Source organism: uncultured Chitinophaga sp. (assembly GCF_937898475.1).
GTDB lineage: Bacteria > Bacteroidota > Bacteroidia > Chitinophagales > Chitinophagaceae > Chitinophaga.
The window spans coordinates 188,382-206,601 of sequence record NZ_CALEJS010000013.1; the positions used below are offsets into that span (position 1 = coordinate 188,382).

14 protein-coding genes are annotated in these 18,220 nt (G+C 49.9%); 7 read left to right on the top strand and 7 right to left on the bottom strand.

Annotation, left to right across the window (positions count from 1 at the left end; all coding sequences use genetic code 11):
* Positions 1–16: 16 nt before the first annotated feature.
* Positions 17–937, bottom strand: coding sequence for an S-adenosyl-l-methionine hydroxide adenosyltransferase family protein (locus Q0577_RS06400; protein WP_298733859.1), 921 nt, complete (start codon positions 935–937; stop codon positions 17–19).
* 103 nt (positions 938–1,040) lie between these two features.
* Here Q0577_RS06400 and Q0577_RS06405 point away from each other — a divergent pair, with 103 nt between their 5' ends.
* The 4 genes from Q0577_RS06405 (at position 1,041) to Q0577_RS06420 (ending at position 7,271) form a co-directional block, all read left to right on the top strand.
* A complete protein-coding gene (locus Q0577_RS06405; protein ID WP_298733861.1) occupies positions 1,041–2,885 on the top strand; it encodes a glycoside hydrolase family 9 protein in 1,845 nt (614 codons plus the stop codon).
* A 725-nt stretch (positions 2,886–3,610) separates the two neighbouring features.
* Positions 3,611–5,731, top strand: a complete 2,121-nt coding sequence (locus Q0577_RS06410; RefSeq protein ID WP_298733863.1) for a DUF4082 domain-containing protein — start codon at positions 3,611–3,613, stop codon at positions 5,729–5,731.
* 146 nt (positions 5,732–5,877) lie between these two features.
* Complete coding sequence (locus Q0577_RS06415; protein WP_298733865.1) at positions 5,878–6,465, top strand: TetR/AcrR family transcriptional regulator; 588 nt, start codon at positions 5,878–5,880, stop codon at positions 6,463–6,465.
* A 65-nt stretch (positions 6,466–6,530) separates the two neighbouring features.
* Positions 6,531–7,271: an SDR family NAD(P)-dependent oxidoreductase gene (locus Q0577_RS06420; RefSeq protein WP_298733867.1), complete on the top strand. Its 741-nt coding sequence runs from the start codon at positions 6,531–6,533 to the stop codon at positions 7,269–7,271.
* Between the two features lie 202 nt (positions 7,272–7,473).
* Here the strand turns inward: Q0577_RS06420 and Q0577_RS06425 are convergent, their stop codons facing one another.
* From Q0577_RS06425 to Q0577_RS06440, 4 genes are all read right to left on the bottom strand, one after another.
* Positions 7,474–8,250 (bottom strand): SDR family oxidoreductase, encoded by a 777-nt coding sequence (locus Q0577_RS06425; protein WP_298733869.1) that lies wholly within the window; start codon positions 8,248–8,250, stop codon positions 7,474–7,476.
* Positions 8,251–8,271: 21 nt separating this feature from the next.
* Positions 8,272–10,809 carry a phosphocholine-specific phospholipase C gene (locus Q0577_RS06430; RefSeq protein WP_298733870.1) on the bottom strand — a complete coding sequence of 846 codons (2,538 nt, stop codon included), beginning with the start codon at positions 10,807–10,809 and terminating at the stop codon, positions 8,272–8,274.
* Between the two features lie 118 nt (positions 10,810–10,927).
* Positions 10,928–11,626 (bottom strand): LytTR family DNA-binding domain-containing protein, encoded by a 699-nt coding sequence (locus Q0577_RS06435; RefSeq protein ID WP_298733872.1) that lies wholly within the window; start codon positions 11,624–11,626, stop codon positions 10,928–10,930.
* Positions 11,616–12,674: a histidine kinase gene (locus tag Q0577_RS06440; RefSeq protein WP_298733874.1), complete on the bottom strand. Its 1,059-nt coding sequence runs from the start codon at positions 12,672–12,674 to the stop codon at positions 11,616–11,618. The genes Q0577_RS06435 and Q0577_RS06440 overlap by 11 nt, the downstream gene beginning before the upstream one ends.
* Positions 12,675–12,856: 182 nt before the next feature.
* Here Q0577_RS06440 and Q0577_RS06445 point away from each other — a divergent pair, with 182 nt between their 5' ends.
* The 3 genes from Q0577_RS06445 to Q0577_RS06455 are packed head-to-tail and all read left to right on the top strand — an operon-like array spanning position 12,857 to position 15,966.
* The gene (locus Q0577_RS06445; RefSeq protein WP_298733876.1) at positions 12,857–13,339 is read left to right on the top strand and encodes a (2Fe-2S)-binding protein; all 483 of its coding nucleotides are present in this window, start codon (positions 12,857–12,859) and stop codon (positions 13,337–13,339) included.
* Entirely contained in the window at positions 13,336–15,531 is a 2,196-nt protein-coding gene (locus Q0577_RS06450) for a molybdopterin cofactor-binding domain-containing protein (RefSeq protein ID WP_298733878.1), read from the top strand. The genes Q0577_RS06445 and Q0577_RS06450 overlap by 4 nt, the downstream gene beginning before the upstream one ends.
* Before the next feature lie 24 nt (positions 15,532–15,555).
* A complete protein-coding gene (locus Q0577_RS06455; RefSeq protein ID WP_298733880.1) occupies positions 15,556–15,966 on the top strand; it encodes a cytochrome c in 411 nt (136 codons plus the stop codon).
* 157 nt (positions 15,967–16,123) lie between these two features.
* Here the strand turns inward: Q0577_RS06455 and Q0577_RS06460 are convergent, their stop codons facing one another.
* Both Q0577_RS06460 and Q0577_RS06465 read right to left on the bottom strand, forming a co-directional pair.
* The gene (locus Q0577_RS06460; protein ID WP_298733882.1) at positions 16,124–16,498 is read right to left on the bottom strand and encodes a DUF779 domain-containing protein; all 375 of its coding nucleotides are present in this window, start codon (positions 16,496–16,498) and stop codon (positions 16,124–16,126) included.
* A 99-nt stretch (positions 16,499–16,597) separates the two neighbouring features.
* Positions 16,598–18,127 (bottom strand): aldehyde dehydrogenase family protein, encoded by a 1,530-nt coding sequence (locus Q0577_RS06465; protein WP_298733884.1) that lies wholly within the window; start codon positions 18,125–18,127, stop codon positions 16,598–16,600.
* Positions 18,128–18,220 lie beyond the last annotated feature (93 nt).

The window sequence follows — 18,220 nt, forward strand, 5'->3', positions numbered from 1 at the left end:
GGAGAAAAACAGCTTCCTATTTCCGGATGGCCGCCGCCCGCTTCAGCACCACGCTCCAGTCGCTTCCGCTCCCGATATGATATCTGGCGGCAAAGTTGTCCATATTCAGTGCAAAAGCCACCTGCATCAGGCTGTTCAGATAAGCCAGCGGTTTGCCTTCAGCAACATCGCCAAAGGTGCGGGCATAAGGCATGACGCCCTGGTACACCTGTTTGCCTTTATGATACAGGCTAACCTGTAACATATCTTCCGGCTTTGCATCCAGGCGCTGGAAAAGAGTGTCTGGTATATTTGTCCATAAATTACCATACTGTACATCCAGGATGGCGATGGCGCCTTTCAGCGCGCCGTTTTCCAACACGGCTGACTGATGCGGAAGGCTTACAACAGTATCTGGCAATTCCGGGCCTACCTGCTCAAAAGTGATCACACCGGCAGCCAGGCGGGCCCCTGTATAAGCATAAACATCGCGACCATGGAAAGTATAGGATTGACGGGAATCATTCCGCCGGTTCAGTGCCTCGTCTATTTCGCGCAACGCTTCAATTCCTTCTGACCGGGCAATAAGGGTGAGTGTGCCGTTATCAGGGGTTACGATATAGTGACCGGCTTTTGTTTTTAATACGACAGATTTACGTGATGTACCCACCCCCGGATCCACTACAGACACAAACACAGTGCCTGCAGGCCAGTAAGGAATTGTTTGTTCCAGGCGGTAGGCCGCTTCCCAGATGTTATAAGCAGGTATCTCATGCGTAACATCATACAACTTCAGATCAGGAGATACACTGTTAGCTACACCTTTCATAGCTGCCACCGCACCATCCTTTAAACCGAAATCTGACTGGAAAACAAGGAGCTTATTCTGGGCGTTCAGCCGGAAAGCGCTTAATACCAACAGTAACAGGTACACGGACCTTTGAAAGTTAACTGGCATAACCATCATGTTTAACCGTGTCAAACTTACTAAATATTCAGCGGCAGCATATACATTACCGTGAATTATGATTATTTTACTGCTATCAGTCAAATTTATATCCATGCTTTATCAGCGGAAAAAACACGTCATCCTGGTATTGCTTTTAAGCATACCCATCTTGCTGCCTGCGCAAAACATCAAAATAGTAACCAATCATGTTGGTTATGAAAGCAGCAAGGCAAAGAAGGCCATTATCGTTGCCGAAAGCCCGGCCAGCATCAACAGTTTTCAGTTGATCAACGCGAACACCGGCAAGGCCGTCTATACAGGTAAACCGGTATTTACAGGCCCCGTTAATAAATGGAAGCACTGGGTGTTCTGGACCATGGACTTCAGCAGCTGTACAAGCCCTGGCGCCTACCGGTTACAGCTCACTGCCGGTGGAAAAAGTATCACCTCCTACCCTTTTATTATCGGTAAAAATGTGTTGGAGCAGGCCACCATTTCTGATGTGATCTACTATTTCAAAGGGCAGCGCAGCTCCGGGCTGCTGGATCAGGCAGACCGCCATCTCAGATTGGCTGGAAGAACCACAGATACAACGGGTATAGACGCACATGGCGGTTGGTACGATGCCACCGGCGATTATGGCAAGCATCTCTCCCACCTTTCCTTTTCTACTTACTTCAACCCGCAGCAGATCTCCCTCACGGTATACAGCCTGTTAAAGACATATGAGCTGCTGCACCAGAAAAGCGGCACCGGCTATCGTCAGTACAACAGAAGGTTGCTGGATGAAGCTATGTACGGCGCCGATTACCTGGCCCGTGTACATACTGCCGGCGGCTCCTTTTACCGCTCTGTGTCTGCACCGGGACCTGGTAAATATGCAAAAGACCGGATCATACCCGGCAAGGAAAGAGGATACAGCATCAAAAAATCAAAAGACCAGGCCGCAGGCAATGCAAATGTAAGGGAAGATGACTGGAAAGGCTACCAGGTAAGTTATCGTTCCGGCGGTGGTATCGCTATCGCGGCACTGGCTATTGCCGCTACCTATGATACCTCCGGTGAATACAGCAATGCTGATTACCTGAAAGCGGCAGAAAGCGCATTTGCATTCCTGGAACAACACAACCCTTCAATGACAAATAACGGCATTGAAAACATTGTGGATGATTATTGTGCACTGGCTGCTGCTGCAGAACTGTACAAGGCCACCCATAAGCCGCAATACCAGGCAGCTGCTGTTAAAAGGGCCGGGCAGTTAATGGACCGGCTTAGCTCCTGGAAAACTTATCATGATTACTGGCGGGCAGATGATAAAGACCGTCCCTTCTTTCACGCCGCCGATGCAGGCTTCCCGCTGGTAAGCCTGGCCAGCTATTATCCGCTGGCAGGCAGTGATATGCAACAGCGTATAAAGGAAACCGTTAGAAGGTCATTGCAGTTTGAGCTGTCTGTTACCCGCGAGGTTAATAATCCCTTCGGCTATAGCCGCCAGCTGGTACAGGATACTTCTGGCAAGCGGCATACTGCTTTCTTCTTTCCGCATGGTACGGAAACCGCTCCCTGGTGGCAGGGCGAAAATGCCAGGATCGCTTCCATGGCCAGCGCCGCACGTTTGACGGCCCGACTGTTCCCGGAAGACAAGCCGCTGCGCGATAGCCTGGAACGTTTTGCCCTGGACCAGCTGAACTGGATACTGGGCCTGAATCCTTACGATGCCTGCATGCTGCAGGGCACGGGTCATAATAACCCGGCTTACGGCTTCTTTGGTACCTTTGAATATACCAATGCGCCGGGCGGCATTGTGAACGGTATCACTTCCGGACTGGAAGATGAGGAAGATATCGACTTTAACCTGTCTTATGCTGTTACCGGTAAAGATTATGACTGGCGTTGGGCCGAACAATGGCTGCCGCATGCGGCCTGGTACCTGTTGGCGGTTGCATTGGGAGAATAATAAATATTATATGCTGAAAAGATTATTCCTATTACCTGAACTGCTGCTACTGCTCTGCATGGTGGTAGTTCGCCTGTACATCGGTAACTCCGGTATAGATATACATATGCATGACACTTACTTCATCTTCAGCGACCACCCATTATTCGGCAACATACTGTTCGCACCATTGTACTTCATGTTGCTTCTTACATGGTTAATACACCTTGCACTCAGAAAAAAAGGTTTGTTATCAGCCAGGTGGCATTGGGCACAGGTAATCATAAGCCTGCTAAGCTTATTAATCTTTAGCAGCTTCCCTGCTGCAATCGCTTATTACGGATTACCGGGGAGGCATTACGAGTACAACACCTTTGACACCCTTATCCTTGGACAGCTGTTTGTCGCATCCTGCCTTGCTGTCTTTATTATCTGTCAGCTGTTATTCTGGATAGCTGCGGCAGTTTTAGTGATAAAACAAGCCTTAAGCCGCTAAGGTCATTATTTATCTTCCTCCAACCGGGTGACAAGACTTGTTCCATCACCCGGTTTTTCTGTTTCTGGCACGGTTGTTGACAGATGGTGGTTTTTAATAATATTAATATTTTTCGTATATTTCGGCTCAGGTAAACCGATATCTTTATTTTAAAGCGTTATTAAGCATCATGTTAGGCAACTCTCTATCCTATGTTTGCGAAAAGCATTTCAGAACTCTGCTTTTCCCGCTGCTGGTTTCTCCTCTTTTTATGGTACAGACAATGATGGCTGCCAGCCACTTTGAGCGGGCATTGCCGGGGGACACAAGTATCTTTCAACCTGCAGACGCACCTTCCACTCCTCCCGTTAATGACGGGATGGGCGGCATTGAACTGGGTGTAAAATTCAGAGCCGCCCAAAGCGGTAAAATAACAGCCATCCGGTTTTATAAAGCCGGCGCCGTAGCCGGTAACTATACCGTGCACCTATGGAGCAGTTCCGGCAACAAGCTGGCTGAAGGTACCTTTGAGGCAGACACCGCAAAAGGCTGGCAACAGGTAGCATTTACCACACCTGTGACTATCAGCGCCAATACTACTTATATAGCTTCCTATTTCAATAACACGGGCGACTATGCCACCACCAATCCTTTCTTTGACAAGGCAGTGGTAAATGGCCCCCTCCGCGCGCTGGCCAATGGTGAAGACGGGCCTAATGGCTTGTATAAATACTCCACCACACCGGTATTCCCGGATAATAACTACGGCTCCAGTAATTACTGGGTAGATGTGGTTTTCATTCCGGATGAAGTACCTGCACAGCAGGCTGCGGTTGCAACACCGGTTGCTACTGCTACCGCTGGTGTTAAAGATACCATTGCTCCTGCTGTGAGCAATGTAAAACCGGTAACCAATGAAGATGGTACGGTAACCGTTTCCTGGAATACCGACGAAAGTGCAGATGCCACCGTGGATTACGACATCAATGCCGAAAACCTTACGCAGCATGCCGGTGATAATAAACGAGGCACAGACCACGCAGTACAGATTGCCGGCCTTACGCCGGGAGTTACCTATTATTTCAGGATAAAATCGAAAGACGCCGCCGGTAACACAGTGGTACGCCCTAATACTACCGCTCCGCCATTAAGCTTTACCGTCACAACGGGACCTTGTGCAGTAGACAGTTCTGCTGCCAACTTCCGTGATGGCGGACAGGATGTTGGGGCACTGGTAAACCCCAACGGCAGCATTACCCTGCAGCCACTGGTAAACGAAGAGTTTATCAGTGTACTTAAATCCATTCCCGAAGGCTGGTCCGGCGCCCGTTATAATAACGATGGTACCACCGTTAATAATAACGGCGTGATCACCGTAAACGGCACACATATCTTCTCCAATGCCAGCTTCGAGCCCGGATCGTCCATCGAGTTCGCCGCCATCTTTGGTGCAGGCAGCTATCAGAACATCGGCTTTTCCAGCGATCAGCCCTATGCAGACGGCACCTGGATCACCATTGGTCAGGCCAACAAGGCGGACGGTAATATATATGCCCGCGCTTCCAACAATACCGAAATAAAGATTGGATCAGGTTTACTGGGCTCTCTACACTTTTACCGTATCAAATGGAACCCGACCAATTTTGAGTTCTATGTTGATAACGATGTAAAACCTGCGGCCACCATCAACCTGAAGGTGACCACCAATATGTACATCCAGATCAGCGATTTTGTGAGCAGCGATGAAGGACTGTCTATAGATTGGATGCATGTGGCCCCCTACGCCACCTCCGGCAGCTTCACTTCAAGAGTGTTTGACGCAGGCGCCGCTACCAACTGGGGCGCGGTGAACTGGTTCGGGGAAACACCCCCCGGTACATCCATCGCTATTGCTGTCAGCACCGGTGACACCCCCAACCCCAATGATGGCACATGGTCTTCCTTTACACCTATTAAGGCGCCTGGCACCCCGGTGAACAGCAGCAGCCGCTACATCCAGTATAAAGCAACGCTGAGCACCACAGATAAAAAGTATACGCCTGTATTAAAGGGTGTTTCCATCAACTGCTCCGGCAACAGCAATATGGCGGAGAAAGTAAAGGAAACCCTTCAGCCTTCCAAGCCAACACAGGCGCCTTCCAACGGCAAGTTGGACGTAAAGGTGGCTCCCAATCCCAGCACCGATTACTTCACCCTGTCTCTCAGTGGTCCGGCAGATAAGCCCATCATGGTGAATATCCTGGACGCCTATGGCAGGATCGCAGAGCACCATCAGAAGGTAATGCCTTTTACCACCTTACAGGTAGGAGCAGCACTATCCCCCGGCACTTACTATGTAGAGCTGCTGCAGGGCTCACAACGCAAAACTGCCAAGATCGTGAAAGTGAAATAACCCGCCGCCGCAAGGCTGCTACTCATAAGTGATAAAAGATCACAGGCGCTTCTTCCCGAAGCGTTTGTGATCTTTTTAATTTGGCCGCTGCGTATCCCGAAAATAAATTTGGTAAAATAGACCGATTGGTTTAATTTTGTGTCATCATGAGTAAAGCAGAACGTACACGACAGTTGATCATTGAGAAAGCAGCGCTGATCATGAACCGAAAGGGAATGGCCGGCACCTCTATCAGTGATATAATGGAGGCCACCAAACTGGCCAAAGGTGGCGTGTACGGAAATTTTGCAAGCAAAGAGGAAATATGCGCTGAGGCCTTTGACTACCTGCTGAATAACGTCAGCAACACCATCCGTGCCTCCCTGTCAGATAAAACATCCGCAAAGGAACAACTGTTCAGCCTTCTGGATTACTACAAAAGTACTCCCCTGCGGCAGGATCTCTACGGTTGCCCTATGCTGAACTTCGGCACTGAAGCAGATGATACCAATCCCCTCATTAAGGAGAAAGTAAGCAAGGCTATCGCAGATTCCCAGGCGCGCATCGTTAAAATAATACGTAAAGGGATTGAAGCCGGAGAGTTTAAACCAGACTTTGATGCATCCCTGTTTGCCGTTAAAGCATTCTCCATGATAGAAGGCGCTGTACTGGTATGCCGCGTACAGGGCAACAGCAGGCAGATGCGTATCGTAATAGACATCCTCCGCAAAGAAATTGAAGAGCATTGTCTCTGATTTTTTTTGAGTTTTAAAAGACCGTTCGGTCTATTATATATACAAGACTATTAAATACTTTAACAATGAACATTCAAAACAAAAAAGTGCTTGTTACCGGCGGTGGTTCCGGAATAGGATTCTCTATCGCTAAAGCATTCGCAGATAAAGGCAACCAGGTGATCATCTTTGGCCGCACAGAAGACAGGCTGAAAGGGGCCGTAGCTAAACTGCCCAATGCCTCCTATGTAGTAGGCGATGTTACCAACGAAAAAGATGTACTGGCCCTGGTTAAGCAGGTGAAAGAAAATTACGGCGGTATTGATATACTGGTAAACAATGCAGGAACCGGAAGACCGCAGCCCCTTGACGGATCAGATAACATTATTGAAAGCGCCAGGTACGAGATTGAGCTCAATTATCTTTCCGTGGTGCGCCTTACCAGCCTGTTGCTGCCTGCACTGAAAGCGAGCAAGGAAGCCGCTATCATCAACATACAGTCTATCGTGTCTTATGTACCCAGCACTTACCTCGCCACTTACAGTGCCAGTAAGGCTGCATTGCACTCCTACTCTCAGTCGCTTCGCCTTGTGCTGCAGCAAAGCGCTCCGCAGGTAAAGGTATTTGAGGTGTTCCCTCCCTATGTAGACACAGATCTGACCAAGAACCTTGAAGCCAGTAAGTTAAGTCCGGAAGAGGTATCCAGCGACCTTATCCAGGCCCTGGAAAGCGATTCATTCGCTATAAGGAACGGCATCACCAAAGATATTTACCAGCTGTTCCGCCAGTCTCCCGAAGAGGCCCTGCTTGCGCTCAACGCCAAATAAACAGCTAATAGCAAATCAACCATACAACCGTGAATTGCGGGCTCCTTTTCAGGGCCTGCAATTTACATTATACACTTTACCGCATTGCTGGATATTCCCTATTGGCTGGCGCTCGCTATGATACACATCACCCAGCGGGTTCTAATAAATACATAATTGAAGGCAGTGATATTATCCGTCTTGGTAAAGAACAGGCCCCCGCTTACCCATCGTAAGGTGAAGGACTGATAGACGACCAGCCCCCATCTATCACCAGGCTTTGGCCCGTAATGTGCCGGGCCTTTTTAGATACCAGGAACATTGCCGCCTGGGCAATATCCAATGTGGTGGCTGGCCGCCCCATAGGGGTGAGGCGCGACCAGGTCTTTTCGTAATCAGGATCCGCAAGCGTCCGTTCTGTGAGCGTGGCGCCCGGTGCTACCGTATTCACATTGATGCGGTAAGGCGACAGCTCCACTACCAGGTTTTTGGCCAGCATTTCCAGTGCAGCCTTGGTCATACTGTAAGCTGCCAGGTCTTTATGCGCCTGGTGCCCCGTTACGGAAGATGTGAACAGGATACTGCCACCCTCCGCCTGTTCCTTCATCTGTTTTGCAGCCGCCTGCGCCAAAAAGAAATTACCGCCCAGGTTCACCTGCAGCACTTTATAGAAATCCTGCTCCGGATAAGTAAAAAAGTTGCCGAACAAAGTAATACCGGCATTCCCGATCACCACATCCAGTCTGCCAAAGCGATCTGCCGCCGTTTGTACCATTCCCTGGATGAAAGACAACTCAGCTGCATTACCACCGAACGGGATACAGGTTTTACCGGAAGGATCGATCTCCGCTGCTGCCTGCGCTGCCAGCGCCGGGTCAATATCATTGAGCAGCACTACCGCTCCTCCCTGTACCAGCTGACGGCACATCTCAAATCCTATTCCCTGCCCGGCACCGGTAACAATGGCCACCTGGTCTTTAAACATAGCACTGTCAGACATGATGTTTGCTTTTTAATGTAACTAACCGAGCACCCTCCCCATCAAAGGATCGCTGAAGCTTTCCCTGCCATTTTCCGCGTGGCCCGCATATCGCTTTTCAAAGATATCAAAACCATCCACTTTCACACTGAAATCATACCAGCCATGACTCTTATCCAGCGATAGCAGGATGGCCTCCGTAGCTCCCTGGCCAATCTTCTTTACTACATCTTTCTGACCATAGGCATTATCACGAATCGTTACCTTAAATGCACCGGAAGCCCCGGAATGCTTTATCCTGAGTATTGTGTTACCTGTTGGCCGTTTGGTCTTGGTGTCCAGCTGATCTTCAAAGCGGAATAGCAATGCGGGGTCTTTGTCACTACCCGCGAACTCGCGGTAAAAACCATTGGGTCCGTGCAGGCGTAACCGGTAGTGCCCTTTGTCAAAAGCATCCAGCGGCCATTGATAGGTAATGGCATCACCAGCAGCTACGGCAAATGCCCAGCTCCTGGCCATTTCCATCCCGCCTTGCTCACTCCTGAATTTGCCGGGCGCATATACCGTGAACGGTGCGCCGGCGGCCTTACCGCTGCTGTTGCCGGCGGCCATTTTGATCTCAATATGTTTTTTATCGGCACTCCACTGCGCATCTGCATATAACTCATAAGGCAGGCCACAGGCGGGACGTACGCCCTTTTCCTGCGCTACCAGGCGGTCAATCGTCAGCGGATCACGAACGATCTTCGCAATCTCCTGTTCAGACAATTGTTTATATCCTTTAGGCACGGCCTTAAAACGGGCATTATGAATATCTTCCACATAACGGTCCCTGTTGAGGAAGGCAATGTTATCCGGTTTGGCGCCGTTAAAGGGACTGAAAGCTGCTGTAAGATCACCGCAGATCGTTCTCCGCCAGCGGCTGATATTATCCTGGCGGATGTCTTTGCCCAGTTTCTGTTTTAAGAAAGTCTCCAGGAACTGTAAAGTGGAAGTATGATCAAATACCTGTGAACATACTTTACCGCCCCTGCTCCAGGGCGATGCGATCAGCATAGGCACCCGGAAACCTAGTCCTATCGGGGCTTCCCGCGCCTGTTTCTTCGGGACGCCCTGCTTCAGCTCATTTTCCAGCCTTACAAACTCCACTTCGGTATCAATACCTGCAGACACTTTACCCGTACCGGGTTTGTTATTATCGGGGATAGAGAATGGTACAAAGTGATCAAAGTAACCGTCATTCTCATCATAGGTAACAATGAAAATGGTCTTCTTCCACACTTCCGGGTTCTGCGTGAGGATATCCAGTATTTCAGATATATACCAGGCGCCATACCAGGGCGCGCTGGGATGATCAGAAAAGTTCTGCGGACCCGCCAGCCAGGATACCATCGGCAGCTTTCCTTCCTGCGCATCTTTGCGGAACTGGTACAACAGGTCGCCTGCGGGTACCTGTATTTCCCTTTGTGTTGTACCGTCTGTATAATTCAGCTTTGCCAGCGATCGGAAATTGGAATCGCCTTCATTGATTACAAAAGCCCTGCGGTACAGGTTCTTTTCTCTTTCTGTAAGCTTGTCAAAATTGGCAGTGGTCCATCTGGCCAGTTCTACCCGGGCATTATCCAGCACCTCCTGCTTCTTACTGATAGCTGCTTTTATCTTTCTAGCAGCTTCCTCTGTTGATGGCGTAGCTTCTTCCAGCGCATTGATCTCTCCCGGCAGGGTATCTGCCTGCTGCTGTAAATTCCGGAGATAGCGGGATGAGAACTTCACATTGTAGGCTGCAAAGAACTCCAGCAGGTTACAGCCAAAGTTGGCCAGCCATGCACGCTCCTCTCCCTTAAACCCGCCTCCGCAACTGAGGTCGTTCTGGTAGAACTTCCAGGGTATGTTGTGGTCTTCCAGCAGCTCTGGAAAAGTGTTCCAGGGCAGCTTTCCGTAGCTGTAATCATCATTGCGTATATGCGCTTTAGGACGCCCGTCTACCTCATGCGTAATCTTACCCGTCCAGAAAAACGAACGGTTGGGCGTTGTGCTGGTCATAGCAGAACAGAAGTTCTGGTCGCAAACCGTGAACGCATCTGCCATGGCATAATTGAACGGAAGATCTTCGCGCGTGTAGTAGCCCATTGTAAGCGGCATTGGAGCATACTCCTTATTGCCGGATCGTTTGGAGATCAGCCACTGGTCATATTTACCACCATTGTGCGCATCTACCTGGCTGGCGCGCGAGTGAGGCAGGGCCCCCATCCAGGTGCTTTTGGTGTCTTTAATATCCAGGCGGAAAGGCGCATAGGTTTCGCCCCGCTCATTGGTTTGCAGCCACACCGGTTTGTGGTCTGGCTGGCAAACAACCCTCGGATCATTAAAGCCACGCACTCCTTTTAAGGTACCGAAACAGTGATCGAATGAACGGTTCTCCTGCATCAGTATCACGATGTGTTCTGCATCCAGATAAGTACTTCCCGGCGCAGGGTCAATGGCAAGCGCCCGTTGTATGGAAGTGGGGAGGAACGTGGAAAGTCCGGCTGCACCGGATAATAACATTGACTTCTTGAGAAATTCTCTGCGTGTATCCATGCTAACAGTAACAGTTAAATGCCGTGAATATAATAAGGCATTTAAACAAATAAAAGCGCAGGGCGGGAAAACTGGATGACCGGTAAAAAACAGCAAAAGCCGGGGTAAGGGGGCTCACTCAGTTTCCGCGCAGGTATTCCATGAATTTCTGCTTATAGCTTCTGCCTACCGGGATGGAGAATTTATCGAGAGAAACAAGATCATTGCTGAAACCGCTTACCCTGTCTACCGCGATGATGTAAGACTTATGAACGCGTAAAAACTTACTCTCCGGAAGTTTCTCTTCCATATAGCTGATACGCTGATACGTGACCACCGACCTGGAATCCGTGATGATCTTGATATAATCCTTGATGCTTTCTATGTAGATGATCTCCCGCAGAAAGATCTTGGCCAGCTCCTTGTTCACTTTAAAATACATGTATGCCTGCTCAAAAGCATTGGCCAGCAGGCCGGATTCATGATGACTGAGATAAAGCTTATACTGGTTAAACTTCGCAATGGCTTTCAGAAAACGGTCAAAGGTGATGGGCTTCACCAGGTAATCCAGCGCATCGAGCTCATAACCGTCTGCACCATATTCGCGGTAGGCTGTTGTAAAAATAACCGGAGGACGCTGCGGCAATGAACGGATCAGCTCCAGGCCCGACATCTGCGGCATGGAAATATCGAGAAAGAGCACATCCACCATGCTCTTTTGCAGGAGGGCAAATGCTTCCAGCGCATTATTGCAGATGGCTGCTATCTCAAAGTGTTCGATCCTCGAAACATAAGAGCGGAGCAGTTCCTGTGCAGGAGGCTCATCATCAATGATCATGCACCGTACTGTTTTCATCTTTTTTGATCTTCAGAATAGTAAGAAAAGAATCATTCTCCCGTATACACTTGAACTCATAATTATCCTGGTACAGTATATCAAGACGTTTCTTTACGTTCTCCAGCCCTATACCGTTCTTGCTGCTGCCGTTTCCATTACTGTGCTCATCGCAGCTGTTCTCAATTTTTACAGAGAGCCATCCATCCTTCAATGCAATATCCATTCTTATCCAGCCGTCCCTGATATTGTTGGACACCCCGTGTTTGAAACTGTTCTCGATCAGTGGCAGCAGCAACAAGGGCGCTATTTTAAAATGATCTACCGGGTCAAAAACATTGAGTGATACATCCAGTCTTTTTCCATAGCGGATCTTCTCCAGTTCTATATAATTGTTGATATACTCCAGCTCCTTGCTCAGTGAAATAGCCGTTTCCCGGCTGTCATACAGCATATAGCTCAGTAATGCGGATAGACGGTAGATCAGTTCCGATGTTTGCTGGTTATTCTGCTGAGCATATGAGTAGATATTATTAAGCGTATTGAAGATAAAGTGCGGCTGCACCTGTGATTTTAACAGTTCCAGCTGCGCCTCTGCCTTGTCTTTCTGCAGCTGCTGGGTAGTACGCTGCTGTTCATACCAGGCCCGCAGAAAATAAAACATGGCATACAATGCTACGATCAGGTAGGTATTCACGGCTTCGATGATCAGCTTGGGCGGAAACAGGAAAGACATGGTCTGCTGTCCTTCGGGATAATACAAGGGATAGGTATAGTAGTAATTAAATGCACGGCGCATCAGCGTGAACACAACAGCGCTTACTCCGAATAATATCCAGAATGTGGTCCTCTTTCCTTTCAGGAAGAAGCGCTCTATCAGCACATGCACTGTGAACCAGGTAGCGCCGAAAGTAATGGGCACGATCACCGCAGCATTGATAGCGTATCTTTTGTACTCGCTGCCAACGGCAGCATTGCCCAGCCATTCATATAAAAAGTAAAATGCCCAGAACAGCAGAATGAAGCCCGTATTTCGTTTATAGCGCTGCATGCTGCAACTAAAATAATGAATTTAAGCTAAGAAAAACCTGTTTCGACAAACAACGGATTTGCACCACGAACGGCATTCGGAATGCGTATTGCCGCATGGGCGAATAATGCTCCCTTTGGGCTAAATAGCGCTTCGCCGCTGCGATAATGTGTTTACTTTGAAACTACAAAATACCTCATCACATGCCCACCTTACGTTTTCATATCAATGGCGCCGCACAACAATATGATGTGGATGCTGAAATGCCGGTGTTATGGTTACTGAGAGATTATGCAGGTTTAACCGGTACCAAATACGGATGCGGTATTGCGCAATGCGGCGCATGCACCATCCATCTCGATGGCAGGGCGGTACGTTCCTGTACGCTCAGCTGCGGCGCTGCGGCAGAAAAACAGATCACCACCATAGAAGGTCTTGCGCCCGATGGCTCGCACCCGGTACAGCAGGCCTGGATCAGGGAAGACGTGCCCCAATGCGGCTACTGTCAGGCCGGGCAGATCATGAGCGCCGCCGCGCTGCTCAATAGTAATCCCTCTCCTTCCGACCAGGAAATCCATACCGCGATGGCAGGGAACATCTGCCGTTGCGGTACTTACGTTAGAATAAGGAGGGCGATCAGAACCGCCATTGATTACAAGCTCAACCCAAAACCTCTTAACCAATGAACAGGCGTCATTTTATACGGATCGTACCGCTCACCGGCGGCGGATTGATGCTGGGCCTTTCGGGGATTGCCAAAGCTTTTGCAGCGGCAGATGAGACCACCGCAACAGACAGCGCCACAGCCATCGGCGACTTCCTTTCAGTACAAACCAACGGCGATGTGATCTTCCATTTCACCCGCCATGAAATGGGCCAGGGCGTATCGACCGCCATGGCTATGCTTATAGCTGAAGAGCTTTGCGCTGATTTCGAAAGGGTAAAGGTTTCCTTTCCGCCGGCCGACCTGGTAAAATACAATGATGCCAACGGCGGACATGGCACAGGGGGCAGCTCTACCGTAATAACGATGACGCCTATACTGCGCAAAGCAGGCGCCACTGCCCGCGAAATGCTGATACAGGCCGCCGCGGCACAGTGGAATACTACTCCGGATAATTGTTATGCGGAGCACCATTTTATCATCAACAGGATCAGCGGACAACGAACAGGTTTCGGAGAGCTGGCCGAACAGGCCGCCAGGCTCAAAGTGCCAGCCTCCGTTACACTGAAAAGCCGCAGCAACTTCAGCATCATCGGCAAGGCCCAGACAGCTAAAACCTTACCCCTGCTCGTTACAGGCCAACACCGCTATGGTGCAGATGTGAACCTCCCGGGCATGAAGTACGCCCTGGTTGCAAGAGCGCCGGTATTCAAAGCTAAAATAAGATCTTATGACGCGGCAAAAACCCTCGCTGTCAAAGGAGTGAGAAAGGTGGTATCCACCAGGGTGGTAGCTGGTATTCAGGGCCCCCTTCTCCCCTATGATATACGCGAGGGCATTGCCGTTGTTGCAGATAATTTCTGGGCTGCGCATAAAGGCAGGGAAAACCTTGCTGTTGTATGGGATGAAGGCGTACATTCAAACGCCAGTATAGAAGATTTTGCCGCTTTTGTGAAACACCGTGGCGAACAACGCCTGGACCCCTCCGGCTATACCGGCGATGAAAACGCGATTGCCAATATCGACCATGTAAAGCAAACATTACGCGCCGGCTATGTATTTCCCTACATGCTGCATTCGCTGATGGAACCGCTGAACTGTACCGCCCATCACAAGGGAGACAGCTGCGAACTGTGGATCGGTAACCAGTGGCCGGAATACATTGCAGAAGAGATCACCCGCGTTTTTGGCATCCCAAAGGATAAAGTGAAGATCCACCTGTTTCCCTCCGGTGGCGGCTATGGCAGAAGGGCCTATCCCGATGCGGCAATTGAAGCCGTGTGCATTTCAAAAGAAGCCGGCAACATCCCCGTGAAGGTAATGTGGACAAGAGAGGATGATCACCAGACCAATGCCGTGCACTGCTACCAGCGCCTGGACTACCAGGCTGGCTGGGATGAACATAACCAGTTGTATGCCTGGTACGAAAAGGAATGCCGCACCTACATGTGGGACCGCCAGTACCCCGCTACAGAGCTTACCAGCAATGGCTACAACATTCCCAACATACGTTACGACCTGGAAGACCTCACCAACGAAAGCATCCTCCAGTCCACCGCCTGGCGCTCCGTAATGATCAATGGCTGGGCATTGAGCGAATGCTTCGTGGATGAAGTAGCCATCGCGCTCAAAAAAGACCCCTACGATTTCCGCATATCGCTGTTAAAGGAAGGACGGGAAGCCAATGTGGGCCATGCAGAAAAGATCAGTAACTCAAGAATGATCCGCGTATTGCAGCTGGCCAGGGAAAAGAGCGGGTGGGGCCAGGCGCTCCCCGCCGGACAAGGAAGAGGGATTGCCATTTACCCTTACGGCAATAGTTATTGCGCCATTGTGGCCCTGGTAACGGTAGCCGATAAGAAAGTGACCTTTAACCATGTTACCTGCGCGGTAGACTGCGGCATGGTGGTGAACCCTTCCGGCGCTAAAAACCAGATTGAAGGCGGCGTGGTGTGGGGGCTTTCTGCATTGCTGTATGGAGGCGTACAGGTAAAGAACGGCCGTGTAACCACTTCCAATTTTCACCAGAATAAAGTAGTGCGCATCAATGAATGCCCCGATATCGACGTACATTTTGTAGAAACTAACGACGAACAACCCTGGGGCCTGGGAGAAGTATCCAACCCGGTTGCAGTACCAGCCGTATTAAATGCCATTTACGCGGCCTGCGGCAAAAGGATCAGAACCCTGCCCGTTAATTTAAACGAAGCATAAGCAGCCATTTAACCTATATAAGCCATGAAACAGATGCCCGGATATTTGCCTTTGTTATTAGCCTTGTACCTTTTGTCGCTGGCCTTCAGGCAGCAGCCTGCTGCAGACCTGGAAGCCAGTATGGCAAGAGGAAAGATCTTATACGGTACTTACTGCCAGTCATGCCATGGTAACCAGGGCCAGGGGCTGGAAGGTGTTTTTCCGCCACTGGCAAAATCAGACTACCTGATGACAGACAGGAAAAGGGCTATTCAATCTATACTGTATGGGGTAAGCGGCGAAATAAAGGTGAACGGGCAAAGCTATAACCAGCCGATGGCCGGTGTGGAGGCAAAGGATGAAGAAGTAAGCGATATCCTGAATTACATCCGCAATTCATTCGGCAATAAGGGGGGCGCTATCAGCCCGGAAGAGGTAAAGGCGGCAAGGAAGTAAAGGGCGATACTATTTTAACTCCGCTCAAGTCCGTTCAATTCCACCTCATCTCCACCTCAGGCGTGCTAAGCCTGGTGTTACAGTTGTCTTACAATATACTTTTCGCTCAGGCAGCCCCTGTCTTCCTATCGAAAACGGTGTATGCGTTAATATTGTATCATTGTTGGGGAGGTATGGGGTCCAGCTGACCGATCTCCTGGTCAGAGAACACCCTTGAGCGGGTAAGGAACCGGAGACCCAGGGGTATTTCAAGCGAGAAGCTGCTGCCCCGGCCTGCGGTCACATCCAGGATCAGCTGGGTGTGCTTCCAGTATTCAAACTGGTCACGGTTCATGTAAAAGGGGCAACCGCCTGCTTCGCCCAGCAGCACATCACTGTTGCCTGTACGAAACTCTCCTGCCTGGAAGCACATAGGCTGGGAGCCATCGCAGCAACCGCCGCTCTGGTGAAACATCAGGGGCCCATGCTGCTGTTTAAGGCGTTCTATCAGTTCAAGGGCTTTATCGGTAGCAATAATACGCTTGGTATACATAAAGGTGGTTTTAACAGCACAAAGGGGGAACAGCCGGCTATAAAGCCACTGTTCCCTTTACAAACACCTTGTGCTTACCATGGTTTCCTTATAAAAGAGTTAAAAGAAACCAAGCTTGTTTTTGTTATAGGATATCAGCATATTCTTTGTCTGACGATAGTGGTTCAGCATCATCTTATGCGTTTCCCTGCCAAACCCTGATTTTTTATATCCGCCAAAGGGGGCATGCGCCGGGTAAGCATGATAGCAGTTTACCCAAACCCGGCCTGCCTGAATGGCCCTGGGTACCTGGTATAGTTCATGGGCGTCACGGGTCCACACCCCGGCTCCCAAGCCGTATAAGGTATCATTGGCCAGGGCAATGGCCTCTTCAGTTGTTTTAAAAGTAGTAACGCAGGTAACCGGTCCGAAGATCTCTTCCTGGAACACCCGCATTTTGTTGTGCCCCTTGAGCACCGTAGGCTTGATATAGTAGCCATGTTCCAGGCCGCTGTTCTGATGCCAGGCTTCACCACCGGTAAGTACCTGGGCGCCTTCCTGTTTGGCAATCTCAAAATAGCTCAGGATCTTGTTGTACTGGTCTTCTGATGCCTGTGCGCCCATCATCACGGTGCTGTCAAGCGGATTCCCCATTTTTATGGCTTTGGTACGCTGTATCACCCGGTCCATAAAGGTTTGGTAGATGTTCTCATGTACCAGTATGCGGCTTGGACAGGTACAAACTTCTCCCTGGTTAAGGGCAAACAGCACAGCGCCTTCTACGGCCTTATCGAAGAATTCATCGTCCTGCGCAGTGACGGACTCAAAGAATATATTAGGACTTTTGCCGCCCAGCTCCATGGTAACGGGGATCAGGTTTTCAGATGCGTATTGCATAATCAGCCTGCCGGTGGTGGTTTCGCCGGTGAAGGCCACTTTATTGACCCGGGGCGATTGCGCCAGCGGCTTACCGGCTTCCGGTCCGAAGCCGGTTACAACGTTGATCACGCCCGGCGGTACAATATCCTGGATCAGCTCCATCAGGCACATAATGCTGGTGGGCGTCTGTTCTGCCGGTTTCACAATGGTACAGCAGCCAGCTGCGAGGGCAGGCGCCATTTTCCAGGTGGCCATCAGCAGCGGGAAGTTCCAGGGGATGATCTGACCTACTACACCGATCGGCTCATGAAGGTTAATGCTGACAGTAGTATCGTCCAGCTCGCTCACTCCTCCTTCTTCACTCCGTATCACACCGGCAAAATACCTGAAATGATCAATGACGAGCGGGAGGTCTGCCGCCCTGGTTTCCCGGATGGGTTTTCCGTTATCGATGGTTTCGATCACGGCCAGGTATTCCAGGTTATCTTCCACTATCTGGGCAATTTTCAGTAACAGGTTGCTGCGTTCTGTAACGGATGTTTTACTCCAGGTGGCAAACGCCTTATGCGCTGCATCAATGGCCTTGTCAATATCTTTTGCATTACCGCGCGCAGCCTGGGTGAACGGCATTCCGTCAATGGGCGAGATGTTGTCAAAATATTCACCGCTTTCGGGAGCTACCCACCGGCCGCCGATGAAGTGGTCGTATCTTTCCTTGAACTGTGGGCGGGAAGCCACATTGCCTGCAGGGGCCGCAGTTGTGTTACTCATAACGCAAGAATTTTTGTTTGGTGATGGAATACAGCTAATTTTCACCAAAAAACAGGATTAAACGTCCACAATTGTATTTTTTTATAGCACGAT

Excerpts from the sequence above, each read along its gene's own strand:
- Q0577_RS06455 (WP_298733880.1), top strand. The coding sequence starts at position 15,556 with ATGAAACAGATGCCCGGATATTTGCCTTTGTTATTAGCCTTGTACCTT.
- Q0577_RS06405 (WP_298733861.1), top strand. The coding sequence starts at position 1,041 with ATGCTTTATCAGCGGAAAAAACACGTCATCCTGGTATTGCTTTTAAGC.
- Q0577_RS06415 (WP_298733865.1), top strand. The coding sequence starts at position 5,878 with ATGAGTAAAGCAGAACGTACACGACAGTTGATCATTGAGAAAGCAGCG.
- Q0577_RS06420 (WP_298733867.1), top strand. The coding sequence starts at position 6,531 with ATGAACATTCAAAACAAAAAAGTGCTTGTTACCGGCGGTGGTTCCGGA.
- Q0577_RS06410 (WP_298733863.1), top strand. The coding sequence starts at position 3,611 with ATGGTACAGACAATGATGGCTGCCAGCCACTTTGAGCGGGCATTGCCG.
- Q0577_RS06400 (WP_298733859.1), bottom strand. The coding sequence starts at position 937 with ATGCCAGTTAACTTTCAAAGGTCCGTGTACCTGTTACTGTTGGTATTA.
- Q0577_RS06430 (WP_298733870.1), bottom strand. The coding sequence starts at position 10,809 with ATGGATACACGCAGAGAATTTCTCAAGAAGTCAATGTTATTATCCGGT.
- Q0577_RS06425 (WP_298733869.1), bottom strand. The coding sequence starts at position 8,250 with ATGTCTGACAGTGCTATGTTTAAAGACCAGGTGGCCATTGTTACCGGT.
- Q0577_RS06460 (WP_298733882.1), bottom strand. The coding sequence starts at position 16,498 with ATGTATACCAAGCGTATTATTGCTACCGATAAAGCCCTTGAACTGATA.
- Q0577_RS06435 (WP_298733872.1), bottom strand. The coding sequence starts at position 11,626 with ATGATCATTGATGATGAGCCTCCTGCACAGGAACTGCTCCGCTCTTAT.
- Q0577_RS06465 (WP_298733884.1), bottom strand. The coding sequence starts at position 18,127 with ATGAGTAACACAACTGCGGCCCCTGCAGGCAATGTGGCTTCCCGCCCA.
- Q0577_RS06450 (WP_298733878.1), top strand. The coding sequence starts at position 13,336 with ATGAACAGGCGTCATTTTATACGGATCGTACCGCTCACCGGCGGCGGA.
- Q0577_RS06440 (WP_298733874.1), bottom strand. The coding sequence starts at position 12,674 with ATGCAGCGCTATAAACGAAATACGGGCTTCATTCTGCTGTTCTGGGCA.
- Q0577_RS06445 (WP_298733876.1), top strand. The coding sequence starts at position 12,857 with ATGCCCACCTTACGTTTTCATATCAATGGCGCCGCACAACAATATGAT.